Here is a 20,575-nt window from a genome sequence, read left to right as displayed (position 1 = left end):
TACTGTTCTCCCCTTACTTCGGACGCTTGGCGCCGTACTTCGAACGGCTCTGCTTGCGATCCTTGACGCCCTGGGTATCCAGAACGCCGCGAAGAACGTGATAGCGCACGCCCGGAAGATCTCGCACACGGCCGCCACGGATCAGCACGACGCTGTGTTCCTGGAGGTTGTGGCCTTCACCCGGGATGTAGGTGATGACTTCGCGCTGGTTGACCAGACGCACCTTCGCCACCTTACGGAGAGCCGAGTTCGGCTTCTTCGGGGTCGTCGTGTAGACACGGGTGCAAACGCCACGCTTCTGCGGGTTCGCATCCATCGCAGGGACCTTGGACTTGGTCTTCTGCAGTTCGCGGCCCTTGCGGACCAGCTGGTTGATTGTTGGCATGAAGCCCTTCACCTTTTCAGTTACTTTACCGGACGCCACCTGCGTTCCTGACCGGCCGGAATCACGAAAATTCCGAACGGCAAAGGCCCCCGACGGACAAGATCCGCCCGGAGCCGCAGGGACAGCCGATAATGTTCAGCTCTAGTGCTTGCCCCGGAAAGCGGCGGGAAAACGAGTCTTCCAGACGCATAGCGCGGGGCAGCGGCCCTATAGCGACGAGGGACGGAAGGGTCAAGCATAGCACCCGAAGACGCGCGGAGATGCGCGCGCCACATAGTGAATGACATTTTATCATTTTGCTAACATGCTGCAGATTATGGGATCTTTCCCCGCAGCCCCCATATCCAGATGGACCAGTCGTGATTGCACTTTCCCGCATTAGCGGCGAGTTCCACAGCCCGGAACGGGAGGCCGCCTTCCAGGCCGATCGACTGCCCGAATCGCGTCGCCACGCCCATCTGCTCTTCGCCTTGTCGGCGCTGCTCAACACCCTCTTCCTGCTGAGCGACTGGCGCTTTGCCGGGACGGCCCATTTCTGGGTCGCGGTGCCCGCCCGCCTGGTCGTGGTGTTCTGGTCGCTCGTCAGCCTGGGCCTGTGCCGCTACATGCACAGTTTCAAGGCGGTCGAACGCATCTGCTTTGCCTGGCAATGCGTCACCGCCATCGGCGTCGCCTTCCTCGTCTCCTCGCGCAGCGACATCGCCATCTTCGTCCTGGTGATGCTGCCGCTCGTCTTCTACCTGGTGGTGCCAACGAGCTTCCGCGGCAATGTCGGCGGCGGCCTGGGCTGCGGCGTCGCGCTGCTGATCGGCTATCTGGCCCCTGCCCCTCTATCGCCGACCATGCCCGGCATGATCATGGCGGTGCTGATGCTTCATTGCGGCATGTGGATCGCGATCGCCCGCACCAACCGGTTGCAGCGTATGGAATGGACCGCCAGCCAGGATGCGCAGGCCGCCCGCGTCGCGCTCGCCGCCAATGGCGAAGCGCTCGAACGGCTGTTCATGACCGTGCCGCTGCCGCTGATAGTCATCCGCGACGACGGCACCGTCCTGCGCATGAACGATTCCGCCACACGCAATCTGGGCACCGCGGACGATGTCGCCCGGCTGGCGCTGATCGTCGACCATGCCCCGCCGCTGCGTCTGCTCGATCGGCTGACGCGGGGCGACAGCATCGACAATGACGAATGCTGCCTCGCCAATGACGAAGGCATCATCCGCGATGTTCTGCTGGGCGCCCGCCCGATCCTGCTCGCCGGCGAACAATGTATCCTTGCCAGCATCGTCGACATCACCGACCGCAAGCAGGCCGAACGCCATCTTGCCCATCTGGCGATGACTGATGCCCTGACCGGCCTCGCCAATCGTTCCCATTTCATGGCCAGCCTGATGCAGGCGGCCCAGTCGACCGAACGATCCGGCGGCCAGATGGCGGTCGTGCTGACCGATGTCGACGAATTCAAGCGGATCAACGACAGCGCCGGCCATGACGCCGGCGACGCCCTGCTGTGCGCCGTGGCGGAACGGCTGCGCGACTCGGTACGCCCCGCCGACATGATCGCGCGCATGGGCGGCGACGAGTTCGCCGTCATCCTCACCCGCCTGCGCGGCCTGGCCGATCTCGACACCATCCTCAGCCGCATGATCGCGCGCCTGCACATGCCGCTGCGCCATGGCGGGCGGGACATTGATTGCCGCGTCAGCATGGGCGTCGCCCTCTATCCCGACCATGCCGGCGACATGATCGACCTGATGAAACATGCCGACATCGCCCTGTATGAGGCGAAGAATAGCGGGCGCGGACGCGCCTGCCTGTTCGAACCGAGTCTGCTGGAAAGCTGGCAGACCGAGGCGCGGATGCTGGAACGGGCCCGCGACGCACTCGCCCATGCCCAGCCCGTGCCTTGGTATCAGCCCAAGGTCGACCTGCAGGACGGCCGCGTCATCGGTTTCGAGGCGCTGCTGCGCTGCGTCCGTCCGGACGGCACGCTGATGATGCCCGACCAGATATTGGCCGCCTTCGAACATCCCGAACTGGGCCGCAAGATCACCGAGCGGATGATCGATCAGGTGCTAGCCGATTGCCGGGCCTGGACCAGCGCCGGCATCGATTTCGGCCATGTCGCGGTCAATGTCCCCGGCGTCGAACTGCATGACCGCGCCTTCCCCGACCGGCTGCTCGCCCGCCTCGCCCATGCCGATGTCGAACCGCGCCGGATCGAGCTGGAAGTCACCGAATCCGTCTTCCTCGGCCGCAATGTCGATGTGGTGGAACGCAATCTTCAGCGCCTCAGCCAGTCGGGCATGGCCATCGCCCTCGACGATTTCGGCACCGGCTACGCCTCGCTGTCCCACCTCAAGCAGTTTCCGATCGACGTCATCAAGATCGACAAGGGCTTTGTCCGCGATCTGGAAACCGACCCGGATGATGCCGCCATCGTGCGCACCGTGCTCAACCTCGCCTACAGCCTGGGCGTGAAAACCGTCGCCGAAGGCGTCGAAACGATTGAACAACTGGAATATTTGCGATCAGGTGGTTGCCATTATGGCCAGGGCTATTATTGGAGCGCGGCCGTTCCGGCATCGCAATTACCCAGCTTTCTTGAGCCCTCGCGCTTCGCCCGCCGAAGCTGAAGCGGATCGCGAAAAATATTTTCAAAGCCAGGGAACCAAATGGGACGAAGATCATTTCGTCCCGGTTTAGCTTCGACTCGTCACGAGTCCGCGGCTGTGGATTCGCGCGTCCGATCTTCTTTTGCTACCGGCCCGACTCACCGAAATAAATAGTTACGGGGTCGCAATTGTCGCAGCGCAAGAAGAAGGGGGTCGCCACCCTCTGGGCCAGGCTCAGTGCCTTGTGCCCGGAGCGGGAAATCTTCCTGCGCTCGGGCGGCCAGGTAAAGTTCATCCGCATTTCCAAGCGCGCCCAGCTCATGGCCCTCGGCATCCTGTCGACCGGCCTGGTCGGCTGGGGCGCGGTCACCATATCGATGCTCGCCAGCAGCGCCGCCGTCGCCCATGACCGGGCGATGCTGGACGCCAAGGGTGCGGCCGTCGCCAGCAAGGCACGCAAGGTCGACGGCTATCGCAAGTCTGTGAACGACCTCGCCCATGACCTGGAAGCGCGCCAGGATTTCATCGACGATCTCTACAAGACCCATTTCGGCGAACCCGGTGATGCCGCGGCCAATGCCCCGGTCGGCAAGGCGGACGCCGCCACGGACAAGGCCGGCCAGGGCAAGCTCGACGCCAAGATCAGCATGGCGCCCGAAGCCGCGCCGCTGATGCAGGTCGACGCCCGCCAGCGCCGCTTTGCCGCCCTGCTGACCGGTGCGGTGGAAGCCCGCGCGCAGAAGGCGGCCGCCGCGATCCGCAGCTTCGGCCTCAATCCCGACGCGCTCGCCCGCAACGCGGCCCGCGCCCAGGGTGGCCCGTTCGTGCCCTGGCATGGGGACGAAGATGCGATGCCGGCCGAGCTGGAAAAGCTCGCCACCGCCCTGTCGCGCATGGAATTTCTGGAAACCAGCCTGCTGCGCATTCCATCGGGCCAGCCGACCGGCACGCCGATGCTCAGCAGCTCCTATGGCTATCGCCGTGACCCGTTCAACGGCCACGCCGCCTTCCATGCCGGACTCGACTTTCCCGGCCGCTATGGCCAGCCGATTCTGGCCGCTGCCCCCGGCAAGGTCAGCTATGTCGGCCAGCGCAGCGGATACGGCAATGTCGTGGAAGTCACCCATGGCAATGGCATCATGACCCGCTACGCCCACCTGTCCGGCTTCAATGCCCGTGTCGGCCAGCAGGTCGCGCGCGGCGACCAGATCGCCCGCATGGGCTCCACCGGCCGCTCGACCGGCACGCATCTTCATTTCGAGGTGCGCGTGAACGGCGATCCCATCAATCCCCGCCGTTTCCTCGAGGCCCGCAAAGATGTTCTCCAAGTCCAGCAAATCGCCACGGCCCGTCTCGCCGATGTCGGCAACCGGGGCTAAGCACACCCCCTTCTCGCTGATCGGCAGCGACGTGACGATTACCGGCAATCTCGCCGCGACCGTCGACCTGCATGTCGATGGCGTGATCGACGGCGACATTCGCTGCGCCGCGCTGGTCCAGGGCCCCGACAGCCGCATCATCGGCCATGTCACCGCGCAGAGCGCGCGCCTTGCGGGCCTGGTCGACGGATCGATCAGCGCCGAGGAACTGGTGGTCGAAAGCACCGCCCGCATCACCGGCGACGTGACCTACGAGCGGATCACGATCGAAGCCGGCAGCCGGGTCGAAGGCCGCTTCGCCCACAAGGATAATGGCCCGGTCGCGGCCGCCGACCTCAAGCTCATCACCAGCGACAGCGCAGCCTGAGCGCTCAGTTGACCGGCGCGCGCCGCCGGTAGCTCAGCGCCTCGGCCACATGCACCCGGCCGACTTGCTCGGCGCCGGCCAGGTCGGCGATCGTCCGCGCCACCCGCAACACCCGCGTATAGCCGCGCGCCGACAGCTTCATCGCGGCAGCGGCCTGTGCCAGCAATTGCCGCCCGGCCTCGTCCGGCCCGGCCACATCCTCCAGCCGCTCGCCATCAACCTCCGCATTGGTCCGCACCTTGCTGCCGGCATAGCGCCGAGTCTGCAGCGTGCGGGCCGCCGCGACGCGCGCCGCCACCTCCGCCGATCCCTCGGCCGGCGGCGGCAGCACCAGATCGGCCGCCGTCACCGCCTGCACCTCGACATGCAGGTCGATGCGATCGAGCAGCGGCCCGGACACCTTGGCCTGATAATCGCTGGCGCAGCGCGGCGCGCGCGAACAGGCCAGCGCCGGGTCGGACAGATGGCCACAGCGACAGGGGTTCATCGCCGCGATCAGCTGCACCCGCGCCGGGAAGGTGACATGGGCGTTGGCCCGCGCCACGCTGACCTCGCCGCTCTCCAGCGGCTGGCGCAGCGAATCCAGCACCACCCGCTGAAACTCCGGCAGCTCATCCAGGAACAGCACGCCCAGATGGGCCATGCTGACCTCGCCAGGCCGCGCCTTGAGGCCACCACCGACCAGAGCCGCCATCGATGCGCTATGATGCGGATTGCGGAACGGCCGGGCGCGGCTGATCCGTCCGCCCTCCAGCGTGCCGGCGACGCTCGCGACCATCGACGTTTCCAGCGCCTCAGTCGGCGTCAGCTCGGGCAATATTCCGGGCAGGCAGCTCGCCATCAGCGACTTGCCCGCCCCCGGCGGCCCGACCATCAGCAGATTATGGCCGCCGGCCGCCGCGATCTCCAGCGCCCGCTTGGCGCTTTCCTGCCCCTTCACCTGGCGCAGGTCAGCGGCCCGCATCGGCGGCTCGACCGCGCCGGGCTGGGGCGGCGACAGTGCGGCCGTGCCCTTGAAATGATTGAGCAGGCTCAGAAGATCGGGTGTCGCCACCACCTCCACCTGCCCCGCCCATGCCGCTTCGCTCCCCTGTGCAGCCGGACAGACCAGCCCCAGATCCTGCCCGCCGGCATGCAGCGCCGCCAGCAAGACGCCGGGCGACGGCGCGGTGCGGCCGTCCAGCCCCAGTTCGCCGACGACGATATAGCCCGCCAGCGTCTCGGCATCGATCACCCCCATCGCGCCCAGCAGCGCGATCGCGATCGGCAGGTCGAAATGCGATCCTTCCTTGGGCAGGTCGGCGGGGGAAAGATTGACGGTGATCCGCTTGGGCGGCAGCGACAGGCCGATCGCGGCGATCGCATTGCGCACCCGCTCGCGGCTTTCGGCCACCGCCTTGTCGGGCAGACCAACGACGATGAAAGCCGGCAATCCCGGAACAAGCTGGCACTGCACTTCGATCGTGCGCGCTTCCAGGCCCAGATAGGCCACCGTCGAAACCGTCGCTACCAAAGGCCCCGCCCCCTTCTTCCCCCATGAAGGCGGCCGATCGCTTGTCCCCGTTACTCTTGCGCGTCCGGCCGTCCCTTGAATCCCTGCGCCACGACATACCATTCGACGCTGCCCTTGCGGCTCGCCGGCGGCTTGGCATGCTTGATCGTGGTGAAATGCTTCTTGAGCACCGCCAGCAGCTCCGCGTCGGTGCCACCGGCAAAGACCTTGGCGACGAAGGTGCCGCCCTTGCGCAGATTCTGCACGGCGAAATCGGCGGCCGCCTCGACCAGCCCCATGGTGCGCAGATGGTCGGTCTGGGCATGGCCCACCGTATTGGCCGCCATGTCGGAAATCACCAGGTCCGGCTCCTGCCCCAGCGCCTCGCGCAGCAGGTCCGGCGCCTTGTCGTCCATGAAGTCCATTTCGAACAGGGTGACGCCGGGAATCGGATCGACCGGCAGCAGGTCGATGCCGACCACCGCCGCCTTGGGCGCCATCTTGCGGATCACCTGTGCCCAGCCGCCCGGCGCCACGCCCAGGTCGACGACCGCGCGCGATCCCTTCACGAAATGGAATTTCTCGTCCAGCTCGATCAGCTTGAAGGCGGCGCGGCTGCGCCAGCCTTCCTGCTTGGCCTTGTGGACATAGGGGTCGTTCAGGTGCCGCTCCAGCCAGCGCACCGACTGCGCGGTGCGCCCCTTGGCGGATTTCACCCGCACCTTGCCTGCGCCAGAACCCCTCACGTCGTTGCTCCATGGCGGTCCATCAGGCCGCGCAATATGCCCTCGCGAATGCCGCGGTCGGCGACGCCCAGTCGCTCGGCCGGCCAGATGTCGAGGATCGATTCCAAAATGGCACAGCCCGCGACCACCAGGTCGGCGCGCTCCGTGCCGATGCAGGGCAATCGCTGCCGATCCGCCAGCGCCATGGTCGACAGCCGTTCGGAAATCGCGCGCATCGAACTGCTCGGCACGATCAACCCATCGATCGCCTGCCTGTCATAGCGCGGCAGGTCAAGGTGCAGGCTGGCCAAAGTCGTCACCGTGCCCGACGTGCCCAGCAGCCTGATGCCCGCTTCGCCCTGCGGCAGGCGACGGGCGAGCGGCGCGAACGCCTCGGCCACGCGCGCGCGCATCCGGCCATAGGCGGCCAGCCGCTCGGCCGGATTGGCATGGTCGAACAATTCACTCTCGGTCAGCGACACCACGCCCCAGGGCGCGCTCACCCAATCGACGATGCGCGGCGCGCCGTCGCAATGGGAATCGACCAGCACCAGTTCGGTCGATCCACCGCCAATGTCGAAGATCAGCGCCGGGCCATTGCCCTCTTCCAGCAGCGCGTGGCACCCCAGCACCGCCAGCCGCGCCTCTTCCTGTGCGCTGATGATGTCGAGCGCGATCCCGGTCTCGCGATAGACGCGCTGGATGAACTCGGCGCCATTGCTCGCCCGCCGACAGGCCTCGGTCGCGACCGACCGCGCCAGCGTCACATGGCGCCGCCGCAGCTTGTCGGCACAGACCGACAGCGCAGCGATGGCCCGGTCGATCGCCGCATCGCTGATCCGCCCGGTGGCCGCCAGCCCCTCGCCCAGACGCACGATCCGGGAAAAGGCATCGACCACGATAAACCCGTCCGCTGACGGCTTGGCGATCAGCAGACGGCAATTATTGGTACCCAGATCGATTGCCGCATAGGATCGGCGGTCACGCGCCGTGTAGGGATAAAGGCCCCGTTGCTTCGACGGGGGCGTAATGGCCGCAGCCTTGCTCCCATTACCCGAACCGGAACGGGCGGACTTGCCCGAAACGCGGCCAACCGGGCCGGAACTCTGCGGCGATGGGCGGCTATGCTGCACCAAGGCCGTATCTCACTTCATCAATCGCCGATCGCGCAAATCCGATCGGAACTTGCCTTCATGCTTAAGCGGAACCGCCCGCTTCCGCAAGTGGGCGGGAAACAAGCCGAAAATCCCCGGCATTTCTTCGACCCATTACATTTGCATAAATTACATAATCGATACCGTTAACATAGAAAACGGCATGACCGCCGGATCAGTCAATCAACGTTGGATATTCATAACGCAAAGATAACATTGTGTCTTTTTGGATACATGACAGAAACTTTCATTTTTGGGTAATTGTCTTGCGCCTGATAGCTGCATAGCCTCGCCAACGGTCTTTGGGGAGTTAACATCATGCGCATTCGTAAGAATGGCGCGGGCCTGTTGGCACGCGCCGGTCGTTCTGCCCTTTTGGCATCGGCCGCTCTGTCCGCTCTGAGCATCGCACCGGCAGCCCATGCCGTCGTGCCGAACGACAATAATACGCCGGCCGACATCGTCGATGGCACCGATGTGAACGGCGTCGGCATCATGTATCGCGCCGACGGCTATGTCTGCACCGGCACGCTGATCAATCCGCGCACCGTCATTTTCGCCGCCCACTGCGTCAATGATTATGACCCCAGCACCTACAGCACGGTGAATGACGGCATTCCGGTCGCCTTCGCCTTCCAGAGCAACGCCCGCCCCGGCCTCGTCAACTGGATCAACAACGGCTATCGCACCAACACCGCGCTCAGCGTCTATAACGTCAACAATATCGCCTATAATCCGGACTCGCTCGATCCGCCGGCGCTCAGCTTCCTCTATGGCGACACGGCGATGGCCACGCTCGACACGCCGGCCAGCGACGTGCCGACCTGGGCGATGCTCTTTTCCGCCCTGCCCGCGCCGGAAAGCATCAGCGACACGACCGGCACCGGCTATCATGTGACGATCACCGGCTATGGCCGCAGCGGCAGCGGCACCACCGGCAACAGCTATGGCATCGATTATCGCCGCAAGGTGGCCGAGAATTTCCTCGGCATGCTCGGCTCGCTCGACGATATCGACATCTTCCTGTTCGGCGAAGGCGGTGGCTATACCCAGAATCTCTACCAGACCGACTTCGACGATCCGACCCGGACCAACGAATTCGACTTCAATGTCTTCAAGGACGATGCGCTTCCCAATGAAGGCAATACCGCCGGCGGCGATTCCGGCGGCCCGCTGATCCTCGACCAGACCTTTGACCAGAAGGTGGTGCTGGGCGTCCTGTCGGGCGGCAGCCGCTACTTCCTGGAACAGCCGCAAAGCTCTTATGGCGGCTCCGCCTTCTATCAACCGCTCTACCTCTTCTGGGACTGGATCGCGCAGAATAATCCCTATCGCTACGCCACTGCCAAGGCCGGCGACGGCAAATGGAGCGACGCCAGCCACTGGGTGACGGCGCTCGATCCCAATTACATGATCATCGACAGCAACGGATCGTTGGTGAACGGCGTGCCGACCACGCCCGGCGCCGGCGCCTTTGGCGAGGATGATGCGCAGAAGTTCGGCCAGGTCTGCTACCAGCCCAATGATGGCTCGGACGACGCCTGTTACGACGTCGGCACCGACACGCTGCTGATCAATGGCGAGCCGGTCGAGGCGACCGACGCGACCACCACCAGCGGCAGCAAGACCGTCGCCGACAACAAGGGCAAGGTCGAGATCGCCGAGCGCAGCCCGTCTGATGGTGCCGCCAGCCTGGCGGACGAGGCCATCGTGGAGGCCCAGGCGGAGGGCGATGCCGTCCTGCCCGCCGCGACCCTGGCCAACGGTCTGCCCGGCGCCACCAATTTCGTGCCGAACAATATCGACCCTGTCGCTGCGCAGGGCGTCGTCGGTCGCTATTATGACGTCACGCTCAGCGCCGCCGGCAAGACCACGCTCGACATCGACGCCACCGTCGATCGCTTCACCATCTCGGGCACCGGCTCGACGCTCGACGTGACCAGCGCCGGATCGCTCACCAGCCTGATGGACATCAATCATCTCGCCGGCGTGGTGAATGTCGATGGCGCGGTCGAAACACCGGGCGACTATCTGCTGCTCTCGGGCCTGCTCTCGGGCAAGGGCACGCTGCGGACCCCCTATTTCACCAACATCATGGGCGTGGTCGCGCCTGGCGGCATCGGCACCATCGGCACGCTCACGGTCGAGGGTAATGCCATCCTCTCCTCGGGCAGCACGCTGCATGTCGACCTTGGCAGCAGCGGTTCCGATCTGCTCGCGGTCAAGGCCACCGATGATGTCGAAGGCGTCGCGGCGGTCGATGGCAAGGTCGTCTTCGGCGCGGCGACCGGCGCCAAGCTGCGCTATGGCAGCCGCTACACCTTCCTGACTGCGGAAGGCGGCGTCGAAGGCACGTTCGACACGCCGACCAACATCAGCGCCATCCTGAAGCCCGTGCTGACCTATGGCGCCAACAGCGTCAGCGTCACGGTCGATGCCGGCACCTATGCCGGCGTCGTCAATGGCGGCTCGCAGGTGCAGACCAGCTTTGCCCGCCTGCTCGATCAGAACCGCGCCCTCTACGGCAATTATGCCACCCTCTATGGCGAGGCCGACCTGCTGAGCGTCGCCGCGATCCAGGCGTCGCTCGAAGCCATGGCACCGCGCACCGAAGCGCTCCGCACCTCCATGTCCGAAGTGCTGAACGACAATATGGCCCGCTTCTATCGCGATCGCCTGGCACGCGTCAGCGGCGGCAGCATGGGCGGCACGCTGACCATGACCGGTCAGCCGCTCCAGCTCGCCGCGCTCAGCATGAACAATCTGAACCTGGGCATGGATCAGGGCGGCGGCAACGAAACCGTCACCCAGGAAAATGCCCTGCCTGAAGACGTCAGCGCCTTCATCGCCGGCGGCTATATCGACGGCAAGAGCGATCCGATGCGGGGCGCCATCACCACCGGCCGCGACAAGTTCGACGGCTGGTATGGTGCGGCCGGCATCGAAAAGATGATCGGCGACGATGCCGTGATCGGCCTGGCCGCCTCCTTCAGCGAGCTCAAGGGCAATACCGGCATCGGCGACACCGCCCGTTCCCGCCTGTACCAGGCCACCGTCTATGGCAATTGGGATCTGGGCGGCGTCGTTCTGGATGGCGTCGGCAGCGCCGGCACCCTCACCAGCAAGACCAAGCGCGCCTTTGCGGTGGGCACCACCCCCTACACACTGCGCGGCAGCGACCAGCAACTGGCCCTGTCGGGTGAGATCGGCATCGGCGCGCCGCTGGGTGGCGACGCCTTCACCATCACGCCGCGCGCCTCGCTGCGCGGCGCCTATATCAGCGGCGGCAACCTCGCTGAATATGGCGGCGACACCGCGCTGGTGATCCATCGCCATGCGATCCAGAGCGCGCAGGGGCGCCTGGGGGCCACGGCGAAGATCGATGTCGGCGGGTTCAAGCCCTATCTGACCGCCAATTATGTCCATGAGTTCCGCGACCAGCCGGCCTATTTCCTGGCCAATTTCGTCGGCGGCACCGGATCGCTCGCGCCCTTCGCGCTGGGTGGCTCGGACAAGAATTGGGGCGAAGTGGGCGGCGGCCTGACCCTCAGCACCGGCAATGTCGACATCAGCCTGTCGGCCGACACCACCGCCTGGCGCGGCAACCTCAGCTATCAGAGCTATCGCGCCGCACTCAAATTCCGCTTCTGACAGTAGCTCCCCGGCAACAGAAGCATTGGGCCGTCCCGCATGGGGCGGCCCTTTTTTTTTTGCGGGCAGCCCCCTCCGGCCAATTACCGATTGCCTCTGCGCCTCTCCGCTCGGACAAATGCAGCATGAAAGACCATGGCCCGCCCCTGTCCCGCCGGCACATGCTGTCGCTGACGGCGGGCGCCATCCCGGCCCTGTCCTGCGCGCCCGGCCTGGCCGTCGCGCCGCCTTCCGGACTCGACGCCATCGCCCGCAGCCGGGGCCTGCGCTTTGGCACCGCCGTATCGCCCACCCATCTGGACGATCCGGCCTTTGCCCAGTTGATCGTCCGGGAATGTTCGGTGCTGACCGCCGAGAATAATTTCAAATGGAAATATCTCGAAGCCAAGGAGGGACAGCGCAACCCGGCAAAGGCGCTGCGCGTCCTGCGCTTCGCCAGCCGCCACCGCATGTCGCCGCGGGGCCATACGTTCGTCTGGAACCAGGATGATCGGGTGCCCGGCTGGCTGATCGCCAATGAGGCGGCGCTGGCACAGAAGGGTGGCGCCCCGCTCATCGCCCTGATGAACGATCATGCCCGCTATATTGCGACCACCTTCCCCCAGATCGAATCATGGGACTGCGTGAACGAGGCATTCGTCGTCCAGAGCGGACAATTGAAGAACTCGATCTACACCCGCATCCTTGGCCTGGGCTTCTTCGACCTCGCCTTTCAGCTGATGGCGCAATATGCCCCCCATGCGCAGCGCGTCTATAATGGCAATATGAGCTGGGAGCAGAATCCCGATCATCGCGACGCCGTGCTGCGCGTGCTGGAACAGGCGCTCAAGCGCGGCGTGCCGGTCAATGCCATCGGCATCCAGAGCCATCTGGGCAATACGCTGGGCCGCGGCCGCGACGAACGGGCCTGGAATCGCTTCCTTGCCGAACTGGACGCCATGGGCATGACGGTGCTGATCACCGAACTGGATTGCGCCGACCGCCATCTGAGCGACCAGGAGCCGGCCAGACGCGATGCCGAAATTGCCGCCTTCGTGAAGGGCTATCTCGACATCACGCTCAGCCATCGCAATGTCTCCCAGGTCATCTGCTGGGGCCTCAGCGATCGCTATTCCAATCTCAATCGCGACAGCTATCCGACCAAGAGCCGCCGCCCGGATGGCCTGCCCATGCGCGGCAACCCCTTCGACGATGCGCTGCGGCCCAAACCCTTTTATGATGCCATCGCCACCGCCCTCGCCGCCTGTCCGGTGCGATGATCGGGCGGACCGCTGGACAGGATCGGCGACCCTATTAGGGTAGGGCGATCGACAGACAGGGGCCAGGCCGATGCATCCGGTGGAATTGTTCGAACTGCTGGTGGCCATGCTGCTGGCGATCATCGCGCTTCATTATGCCGCGCATCGGCTGGGCCTGCCGCCGGCGGTCGCCTTGCTGACCGGCGGCACCTTGCTCGCCTTCGTGCCCGGCCTGCCGGTCATCTCGCTTGACCCCGAACTGGTCCTGGTCATCTTCCTGCCGCCGCTGTTGATGGACGGCGCCTGGTTCATTGCGCTGGGCCATCTGCGCCGCCACCTGATCGGCATCATGTCACTGGCGATCGGCGCGGTGATCTTCACCACGCTCGTGGTCGCCGCCGTCGCCCATGCCCTGATGCCGTCCCTGCCCTGGGCCGCCTGCGCCGCGCTGGGCGCGATCGTCTCGCCGCCCGACGCCATTGCCGCGCGCGCCGTGCTGCAACGCGTGCATCTCCCCCGCCGCCTGTCGGTCCATGCTTTTTCACCCTCTAAATTTATCGAAGGGATCTGGTTGAGCCGACCACAGTTCGCTCTGTGACGGTTTGGCCCCTCGCTTCGACGAAGCATGTTCCCACTGCCGAATGAAAGGCGCGGGCGCTTCGTAAATTTGGCGATCAAGTCAGCTGAAGGAACGCCTTACGCCCGGCTAGGGCTTCTTAAAATCGGGATCGTTGAGGAGGATGTCCAGAACCGCGCCAAACTCGAGGTCAGAGTCGGCAAGGCGCTTGATCACGATCATTATCCGATCGAAATCAACCTTTGACAAACTGTTCTGATTCTCTGCGATCGTGTTAGCAGTCTTTCGCAAAAGGCTGAGTGACCTTTTATCCTTAAGTCCTAAAGAACGGATCAGCTCTCTGTCGAGGTATGAGCGCACCGTAGTGCTTACCTTCACATGCCCCATTGCTCTTGCAAGGTCATGCAAGACAGCATTCTCGACGGTTTGATCCCATTTGAACCCGTTGAGAGCGAAAGCCTCGTCCCAAAGTCGCGCGCAGGTCTCCGAGGCCCAATAGGCCCGTAGTCGATGTCCGCTTCCCAGCACGCCCGCGCCATGAAACGCTGATTTCAAGATGTTGCCAATTGTCTTCCTACTGAGGCCTTCCATGGGCGCAACGCCAAATGGCAAGAAAATTGAGTAGGATAGCGGATCGGAGCCTAGCTTTGGAGCATGCCCCACAAGGATCGCTTTTCGGACTAACCAGATGCCGATGGTCAAAAGGTCAAGGAAAACGTCATTGGCTAGGGGAACGTCACGGCGTTTCCCTCCTTTGCCATCAACAGGCATCCAAATATTGCTATAACCTTGGCGCTCTCTCCGTTCAATTTCTCGAAGAAGCGCCGCTTGACCCATCTTGCTATAGGCGAGGAGGTCAAGGGGATGCCTAACTCTTGATCCAGGCGCTTCGAAATCGGACATCGACCGAGCATCCGGAATCTGGATATTCGAATTTTTTAATGCGATCCCGGCTGAAATTACCGACGCCGCTTCTATTTCAAGTGCGCGGAATCCTCCCTTAACAGCACAGATCCCTACCAACCAATTCCTCTCTGAAGTTAAAGGATCTGTTGGCCGACCTCGGCTTTGGGCCTCAGTCTCATTGGCCTGACGAGGGGTCCTTAAATAACTGAGGACCTTAGCAACAGCGGCTTGGTCGGGGGTTGGCTCCTGGGTGACCTTCTGCTTCGATTGCTCAGCTAATGCCCACCGTACATTCTTAGCGCCGTCATCAATATGGAAGGTGCCGTTCTGAGAAATCCAACGGCTCCCAAGATTCCTGCGCTGAAGCGTAATCGGCCCGATGAGGTCGACAAGCAGACAATCCATGATTCCGTAGTCATCCGGCCCACACAAGAAATAAAAAGTAAAAATGACATCGATTTTTCGGTTGATACGATTTTTTGAATCTATTTCGATCCGATCTCCATCCTGTATAGATTTTGTATCAACCTCATTGAGATAAGAACGCCAATCTACAATAGTCTGATCGCAAATACATTTCCAGTCTATGCTATTTCTATTGAGATATATGAACCAATCTCTCAGTATGTAGGCCTCTACGAGCATTGATGATATCTGTACTCGTCTATAACGGAATGATTCTCCAAAATACTTCACAAGTGGCTCGAACAAAGATCCATCTGGCGCCTGAATGAGAGGAAGTTTGGGCGCTTTCTCTCCTCGCCATTTGAAATCTTTCCCGGCCTTCTTGATAGAATATCCGTGATTAGTGCTGACAGGCATGAATTCACGCGCTCTACGTCTTGGGAGATCTAGCGTTTGAAGCCCTGATATCCGCGTCTGCGCCCGCCGATTCTTTCAACGCCATTATCTCACCGATTAACTGAGCATTCTGGTCTACCAGAGCGGCGACCTCGCGTTTCAGCCGAGTCAACTCTTGCGCAAGTGTTTCTTCCTTGCCCTTCTGCTTTTTTATTGAATCGCGAGCAGCCAGAAAACGGCGTGTAAGATCAGGATATTTACCAACTACTGGGCGATCAATCATTGGATCTGCCCAAGTTCCGAGAGCGGTTCCATCCTCTAAGCTGAGTGTTGAAGGGCCGACCCACTGCCGGAGGGCAGTATTATCCTTTGGGCTACGCTCTCCTGCGGGAACGCCGTGTTTCGCCCATTCTTCAAGCAGGGACACCTTTGCCTCAAAGGCCGCCTTAGTATTGCGCGCTCGCTCAGCCGGGGATTGTCCCATTCACGCAACTCCGCGCTCGGCGGCGACCCGCGCTTGTCGAATGACCGTCTTCGCACGGTCGACCTTAGCTGCCGCGGCTTCGCGGTAGGCCGGGTGCTGCGGCGCGTCGACGGCAGCGACGGCCACGTTTATACGATCTTCTATGACGCGCTGATTTTCTGAGAATGCAACGCCATATATGCATGCTAGACAAGTGGAGATGCTGGAGTAGGCGTAGTCAGGCCGGTCAGCGGACCCCACCTTATACGCTTTTCCATACTTCCGAATGATACATGCGCATTGTGCGACATCGTCGCCTTTTAGCGGACTAAAGCCGCACTGCGCGAAGGACCCGGGCACCGGTTCAAGGTTTTTCGTCGTTGCATATACTTTGCACGCCTTGAGAAAATACGCCCCGGCCAGGTCGCTCGTGTCATTTGCAAGCGGGCTTTGGATACGAACGTCCACAGCGACAGCTTCGACGATTTCTTCCAGGTCTCGGTATAAAGTAGCAGCGCCGTAGCCAATAGGATGCTCATTGCCTGCGTCCATATCGATCAAGCGCTCGACAATTGCCCCCTCCTTCACCTCAGTAAAGTCCTTGTTGCGGTCGATTAGCCGAAGGTGGGCTTCTCGCAGCCCGCGCGCAGCTTCCTCATCGGCCGGCTGGCGAGTCCTTTCAGCAAGCTTTATCGCCGCGTCCCTCCGCTCGCGGATTTGCGCGATGAGCCGCGGAACAACTTCGGACAAGTATCGGCGTGTCATTTCAGGATCGAAATGACGCAGGAATCGGCTCAGCGCATCAAGGTTAGAATGCCGATCGCCGTAGTAGAAAAATACAGAAAAGGTTTTTCTTAATTGATGATTCGCAAGAGATAAATCATCACGTGATAGTGCAATCTCTAAATTGCACATCGACGCAAAGTCTTTGATGAGATTTCTTGGTTCGAAGTGGAAATATGGCTGGGTGCGCCTCCCGTCTTGATGAGTGTCGGTGCTGAATACAGATGGTCTGTAAATCAAACTGATCCATGATTGATCTGCATCGCTGCGCGCCTTCTCACTCAGCTCCTCAAGAATATTGATGGCTCGCACCAAGCTTGGCGGAACCGGTATCTGATCATAGTCCCGAAGCGTTTTCAGGATGTATGTCGATAGCCACCAGTGCCCCTCAGCGTCGCGCTCGGTAGATCCAGCTTGAAGAGCCAAGAGTTCGCCGCGGCGTCGAGCAGAGAATCCACCTATCATTAAGCAGCAAGCACAAATTAAATAGTAATGCAGATCGTTTAAAGTGAGTCGATTGTCGCCATCTCGCGGTAATGTGCTTGGCCATGACCAATACGGTATTATTGCCGGTAGATTGGGATTATTCGGCCAATACTTATTAATGGCCACCTGAACATTTTCCCTGAACTCGCTCCTCATACCATCCTGAGTAGGGGTCATTCCCCCATAATTCTTGTAAACGGAAAGTGCCGCAGAACGCGCTGCATCCACGATCGCTCGTACTGGCCCCACAAGATCCAGAACCCATTTTGCCCCGTGGTCAAGCAATGCGAGCCAACTGGACGGCTCGATGATGGCTGTCTGCCCGTCAGTCCGGCCGGCGGCCTGAGCTCTCTTCGTCCGTGATGACTTCCTGAATGGATCAAAATTGAGCGGGTCGCTGATAGCCTTGCATTGCGAAAGCGTCCAAAGCGCTTCCAATCCCTTGAAGGCCTGCCCCGCACTCCCAGCGGTCAGCTGCGGCGGTTTCTCGGCATCCCGATATGGAACTTTTTTGCCGGCCCGCAAGAATTTTCTGTTGAACTCAAGGTTAGGATTGATCGAAAGCAAACCACCGCGCAGCATCGCGCTGGCATCAGGTGGCAAATACTTCGATGCCAAGCCTAGTTCTGCATGAACCTGCATCATTTCGACATTGATTATGCCATTTACGATCTTTCCAGGGATCGGAAGTCCATCTGCCACTCTACCTAAGTATTGTTCGATCCTTGGTTCTAAAGAAATCAGGCCGAACTGCCCCTCACGAGCATAACGATCAAAATAGCGCTCAAGGACTCTTGGAGTTATATCCTCATTACAGACGAGCCCTTCATCGAGGCGCCACCTGACGAAAGCGGTATAGTTAGTTAAAATAGAAAGCGCCGCCTTCGGACCTTTTCCAGGTAGTATTCCTCTTCCGAACATCGTCTCGGCCACGATTACTTTCGATATAATTAGGTCATCTATATAATCGCTCAACGGGATTTTTCCCGGCAAAACTGGAACGGAAAAATCAAAGGTGTATTTGGCGGGTCGGCCTTTAGTAATATGCGCATCAGTCACAACCCAATAATTGTGAAGCAAGGATTGCTGCCCGACGCTCTGTGGCTTTCCCTTTGGGCGGTTCAGGGCTGAAGATAGCAACCAAGGAGGAGCCTCTCCGTAACCTTGCATGATCTCATCGTGCTTGTCTCTTGGGCTCATGACCTAGATCTCATCAATAGATGGGAGGCAAATCGTCTTATTCCGGAGTTTGGCTGAAGCTGCCCTCGCTGCTTGCCAGTAAAATTTAGAAAGACCTTTCGCGCAGACCTGTCGTCCAATCGCTTTGACAATGCCGAGTGCAGGAAGGTGAAGAACGGTGAACTGGGGGAGATTACGCGTCTCAGTCCGTTCCTTCGTAAGCGCCCAATGTGCCAAAAAGAGCTCCTCTAGATTGGGTCGACTTGGCACGAATGAAAAAGTGATCCCATCCGGAGATGATCGTGGGGCCTCTAGTCCGAGGGCTGCGAAAAGGCCGCTTTCTTTCGTGAAGTGGTAAGACTTCATCAATTCCTCGCTCGACCTGTCGAGGCAAAGGGAGAGAGATTTTAGAGTTCTCGATCGACTTACGATTGCTTCGATGCCGTACTGAAAGTCCCTAACGGCGGCATCAAGTTTTGCATTAACAATGCTGCTGTTCAGATAGTGCGGCATCAAGACGCCGTAACCATTGTGCTGCGCAACGGCCCTAACATTAGAAACCGTAGAAAGATCTCCCAAGGATAGTTGGAGACCAGTCGTCCGGATTGCGGGATAAGTGCATTCTGGTCTCGATGCTATTGATTCTATGCCATAATCTTTCTCACGTTCGAGGGTGCTTCCCGTATATTCGCGAGGCGTTACGACCTTACCCAAATGGTTTATCGTTAGCCAGAATGATCCCGCATCTGGATGTGACTTGCCGCAAATATCTTTATGGCGATCCAGAACAACTTTTCGCATGTGTGCAAATTTGTTCAGCACAAATGCCAAACTCATGTGGCCCGATGAGGAAGGGCTTTTGATTATCGCATGACCATCATTATTCTGATCGGGGTCATAATTTTTGACCGTCTCCGTATAAATCCCCTGTGCGCTTTCTAGCTTGTTACCCGAAATCTCGTCATCATCTGTAATATAGGCGTAGACATGAGCATTGCGCCTAGACTTAAAGCTAGCCAAGAAATTCTCGGTACCGATATACCAATTTTCCGATGACTTGAACAAAAGCGGATCGGCTGGAAGATCGATTATCGGCTGCTTGTTCCAGTATGTTTCGCACGCGAAGAAGCCCATCGCCGCTGAAACGGCTGCTAAGGGCGGACCGAGGCAGGCGTGCAGGAGCCTACGAACCAGAAACTTGTCGTTTACCCCGAGTTCTTTCAGATCGACCTCCGCCTCACGCATCCATAATCCTGGAGAACGAAGCTGACGCGCGAATTGCGTTCTGAAGTGCGATGATTCTTCGGGTGAGGTTCGTTCATTGGGCAGCAAGTACGCGGCATTCTTTCGGTGCAACCTGAGAGACATCTCAAGGGCTGTTCTTATGAGCTCGGCGCCTTCCCTAGAACGAGAATAAAAATCCTGATCAGATAGTATTCTTTCACCGTAATCGAATAGCTTGAAGTAATTCTCCAAAATCCTTACATACTCCGCTCGGAGTAAGTCGAGTGCAATTTTGTTACGCCCGTCGGCCGGGATATCCTTCAATTCGCACCACTCGGCTTCGCCTAGGGGGCGATGGCCTTCATCTTCCCCTTGCCTATGCACCGGCACGCGCAGTTGGCCGTCAGCGATATAGGGTATGCACGATACCCCTGATTGAGACAGGCGCCGAAGGGCCGTGCAACCGATAGCAACCCGAGAGCGGCGAGTTGACGCAGCTTGTGTTGGGGTCGCTTGGAGGCCGTTGGTAATCCACTGATTGGCGGCTTGGTGAAATGCGAGCGAGTAACTCTGAAACGAAGTGTTATCCAAGGCATCTGCGTTGCCTTGCATCGCCGCCAGAACCCTCGTGCTACTTGCATCTTTTCGGGAGGTTAGGAAACAGATGAAGTCTTTCAAACCATCGAGATTTGACACAACCAAGCCGGCGATCGCACTAGAAAACTCTGGGCTCAGTGTCGCAGAGACGTTTGCCCAGCTCTCCCGCAATACATCCGAACTCATAGGTTCCGCACACCAAGCCCACCGAGTTGACCACCCACTCGACCGCGACAGATGGGCATCGACGGGCCGATAGTTCCGTTGGCCGCACTCGCTCTCACGTGTTTGGCTATTGCGCTCTATTAGATGGAAAAATCGGAAAGCCTGCACAAAAAAATGCAGTTATTGATAGAATCATAAAATATAAAATCATTAATCGAGGCTACGGAGATCTATTAATCAATACGTTTTTTATGAATGTCGGAATATTTATCACTAATAAATTGAAGATTATTTTTTAAATCGGACATTCACGTCCGATTTGCGATAACCGTCACGCTACGATTAGATATTTCCGACTTCACTAAACGGACGTCATCTCCGATTGATA

General features: G+C 60.4%; 14 protein-coding genes. 6 read left to right on the top strand and 8 right to left on the bottom strand.

The window, feature by feature from the left end:
* Positions 1-13: 13 nt before the first annotated feature.
* Positions 14-385, bottom strand: a complete 372-nt coding sequence (gene rpsL, locus ACUCV3_RS07325; RefSeq protein ID WP_004208728.1) for a 30S ribosomal protein S12 — start codon at positions 383-385, stop codon at positions 14-16.
* Positions 386-744: 359 nt separating this feature from the next.
* Between rpsL and ACUCV3_RS07320 the strand changes: the two genes are divergently transcribed.
* From ACUCV3_RS07320 to ACUCV3_RS07310, 3 genes are all read left to right on the top strand, one after another.
* The gene (locus tag ACUCV3_RS07320) at positions 745-3,021 is read left to right on the top strand and encodes a putative bifunctional diguanylate cyclase/phosphodiesterase (protein WP_048938085.1); all 2,277 of its coding nucleotides are present in this window, start codon (positions 745-747) and stop codon (positions 3,019-3,021) included.
* A 167-nt stretch (positions 3,022-3,188) separates the two neighbouring features.
* Entirely contained in the window at positions 3,189-4,379 is a 1,191-nt protein-coding gene (locus tag ACUCV3_RS07315) for a M23 family metallopeptidase (protein WP_010337289.1), read from the top strand.
* A complete protein-coding gene (locus ACUCV3_RS07310) occupies positions 4,360-4,746 on the top strand; it encodes a bactofilin family protein (RefSeq protein WP_010337288.1) in 387 nt (128 codons plus the stop codon). Before ACUCV3_RS07315 ends, ACUCV3_RS07310 begins: the two co-directional genes overlap by 20 nt.
* Before the next feature lie 4 nt (positions 4,747-4,750).
* On the opposite strand, the gene ACUCV3_RS07305 is transcribed toward ACUCV3_RS07310, so the two are convergent.
* Genes ACUCV3_RS07305 through ACUCV3_RS07295 form a run of 3 tightly spaced genes read right to left on the bottom strand, consistent with a single transcriptional unit; the run spans position 4,751 to position 8,099 of the window.
* A complete protein-coding gene (locus tag ACUCV3_RS07305) occupies positions 4,751-6,259 on the bottom strand; it encodes a YifB family Mg chelatase-like AAA ATPase (RefSeq protein WP_048938086.1) in 1,509 nt (502 codons plus the stop codon).
* Positions 6,260-6,309: 50 nt separating this feature from the next.
* Complete coding sequence (locus tag ACUCV3_RS07300) at positions 6,310-6,984, bottom strand: RlmE family RNA methyltransferase (protein ID WP_004208734.1); 675 nt, start codon at positions 6,982-6,984, stop codon at positions 6,310-6,312.
* Positions 6,981-8,099 carry a Ppx/GppA phosphatase family protein gene (locus tag ACUCV3_RS07295; RefSeq protein WP_010337284.1) on the bottom strand — a complete coding sequence of 373 codons (1,119 nt, stop codon included), beginning with the start codon at positions 8,097-8,099 and terminating at the stop codon, positions 6,981-6,983. The genes ACUCV3_RS07300 and ACUCV3_RS07295 overlap by 4 nt, the downstream gene beginning before the upstream one ends.
* A gap of 336 nt (positions 8,100-8,435) precedes the next feature.
* On the opposite strand from ACUCV3_RS07295, the gene ACUCV3_RS07290 reads away from it, so the two are divergent.
* From ACUCV3_RS07290 to ACUCV3_RS07280, 3 genes are all read left to right on the top strand, one after another.
* Entirely contained in the window at positions 8,436-11,768 is a 3,333-nt protein-coding gene (locus tag ACUCV3_RS07290; protein ID WP_122928367.1) for an autotransporter domain-containing protein, read from the top strand.
* A gap of 125 nt (positions 11,769-11,893) precedes the next feature.
* Positions 11,894-13,027, top strand: a complete 1,134-nt coding sequence (locus ACUCV3_RS07285; protein ID WP_010337282.1) for an endo-1,4-beta-xylanase — start codon at positions 11,894-11,896, stop codon at positions 13,025-13,027.
* 70 nt (positions 13,028-13,097) lie between these two features.
* Positions 13,098-13,604 carry a cation:proton antiporter domain-containing protein gene (locus tag ACUCV3_RS07280; RefSeq protein WP_010337281.1) on the top strand — a complete coding sequence of 169 codons (507 nt, stop codon included), beginning with the start codon at positions 13,098-13,100 and terminating at the stop codon, positions 13,602-13,604.
* Positions 13,605-13,712: 108 nt separating this feature from the next.
* On the opposite strand, the gene ACUCV3_RS07275 is transcribed toward ACUCV3_RS07280, so the two are convergent.
* From ACUCV3_RS07275 to ACUCV3_RS07260, 4 genes are read right to left on the bottom strand one after another with little or no spacing between them, the layout of a single operon-like run.
* Positions 13,713-15,311: a site-specific integrase gene (locus ACUCV3_RS07275; protein WP_138984444.1), complete on the bottom strand. Its 1,599-nt coding sequence runs from the start codon at positions 15,309-15,311 to the stop codon at positions 13,713-13,715.
* Positions 15,312-15,324: 13 nt separating this feature from the next.
* Positions 15,325-15,717, bottom strand: a complete 393-nt coding sequence (locus tag ACUCV3_RS07270; RefSeq protein ID WP_138984443.1) for a bZIP transcription factor — start codon at positions 15,715-15,717, stop codon at positions 15,325-15,327.
* A gap of 57 nt (positions 15,718-15,774) precedes the next feature.
* On the bottom strand, positions 15,775-18,222 hold the full coding sequence (locus ACUCV3_RS07265; protein WP_482240471.1) for a site-specific integrase: 2,448 nt from the start codon (positions 18,220-18,222) through the stop codon (positions 15,775-15,777).
* A 3-nt stretch (positions 18,223-18,225) separates the two neighbouring features.
* A complete protein-coding gene (locus ACUCV3_RS07260; RefSeq protein WP_482240470.1) occupies positions 18,226-20,208 on the bottom strand; it encodes a hypothetical protein in 1,983 nt (660 codons plus the stop codon).
* Positions 20,209-20,575: the final 367 nt, after the last annotated feature.

The organism is Sphingobium sp. VMM, from assembly GCF_056790315.1.
The sequence above is the reverse complement of the archived record's forward strand: the minus strand, read 5'-3'. Positions and strand labels throughout refer to the sequence as shown.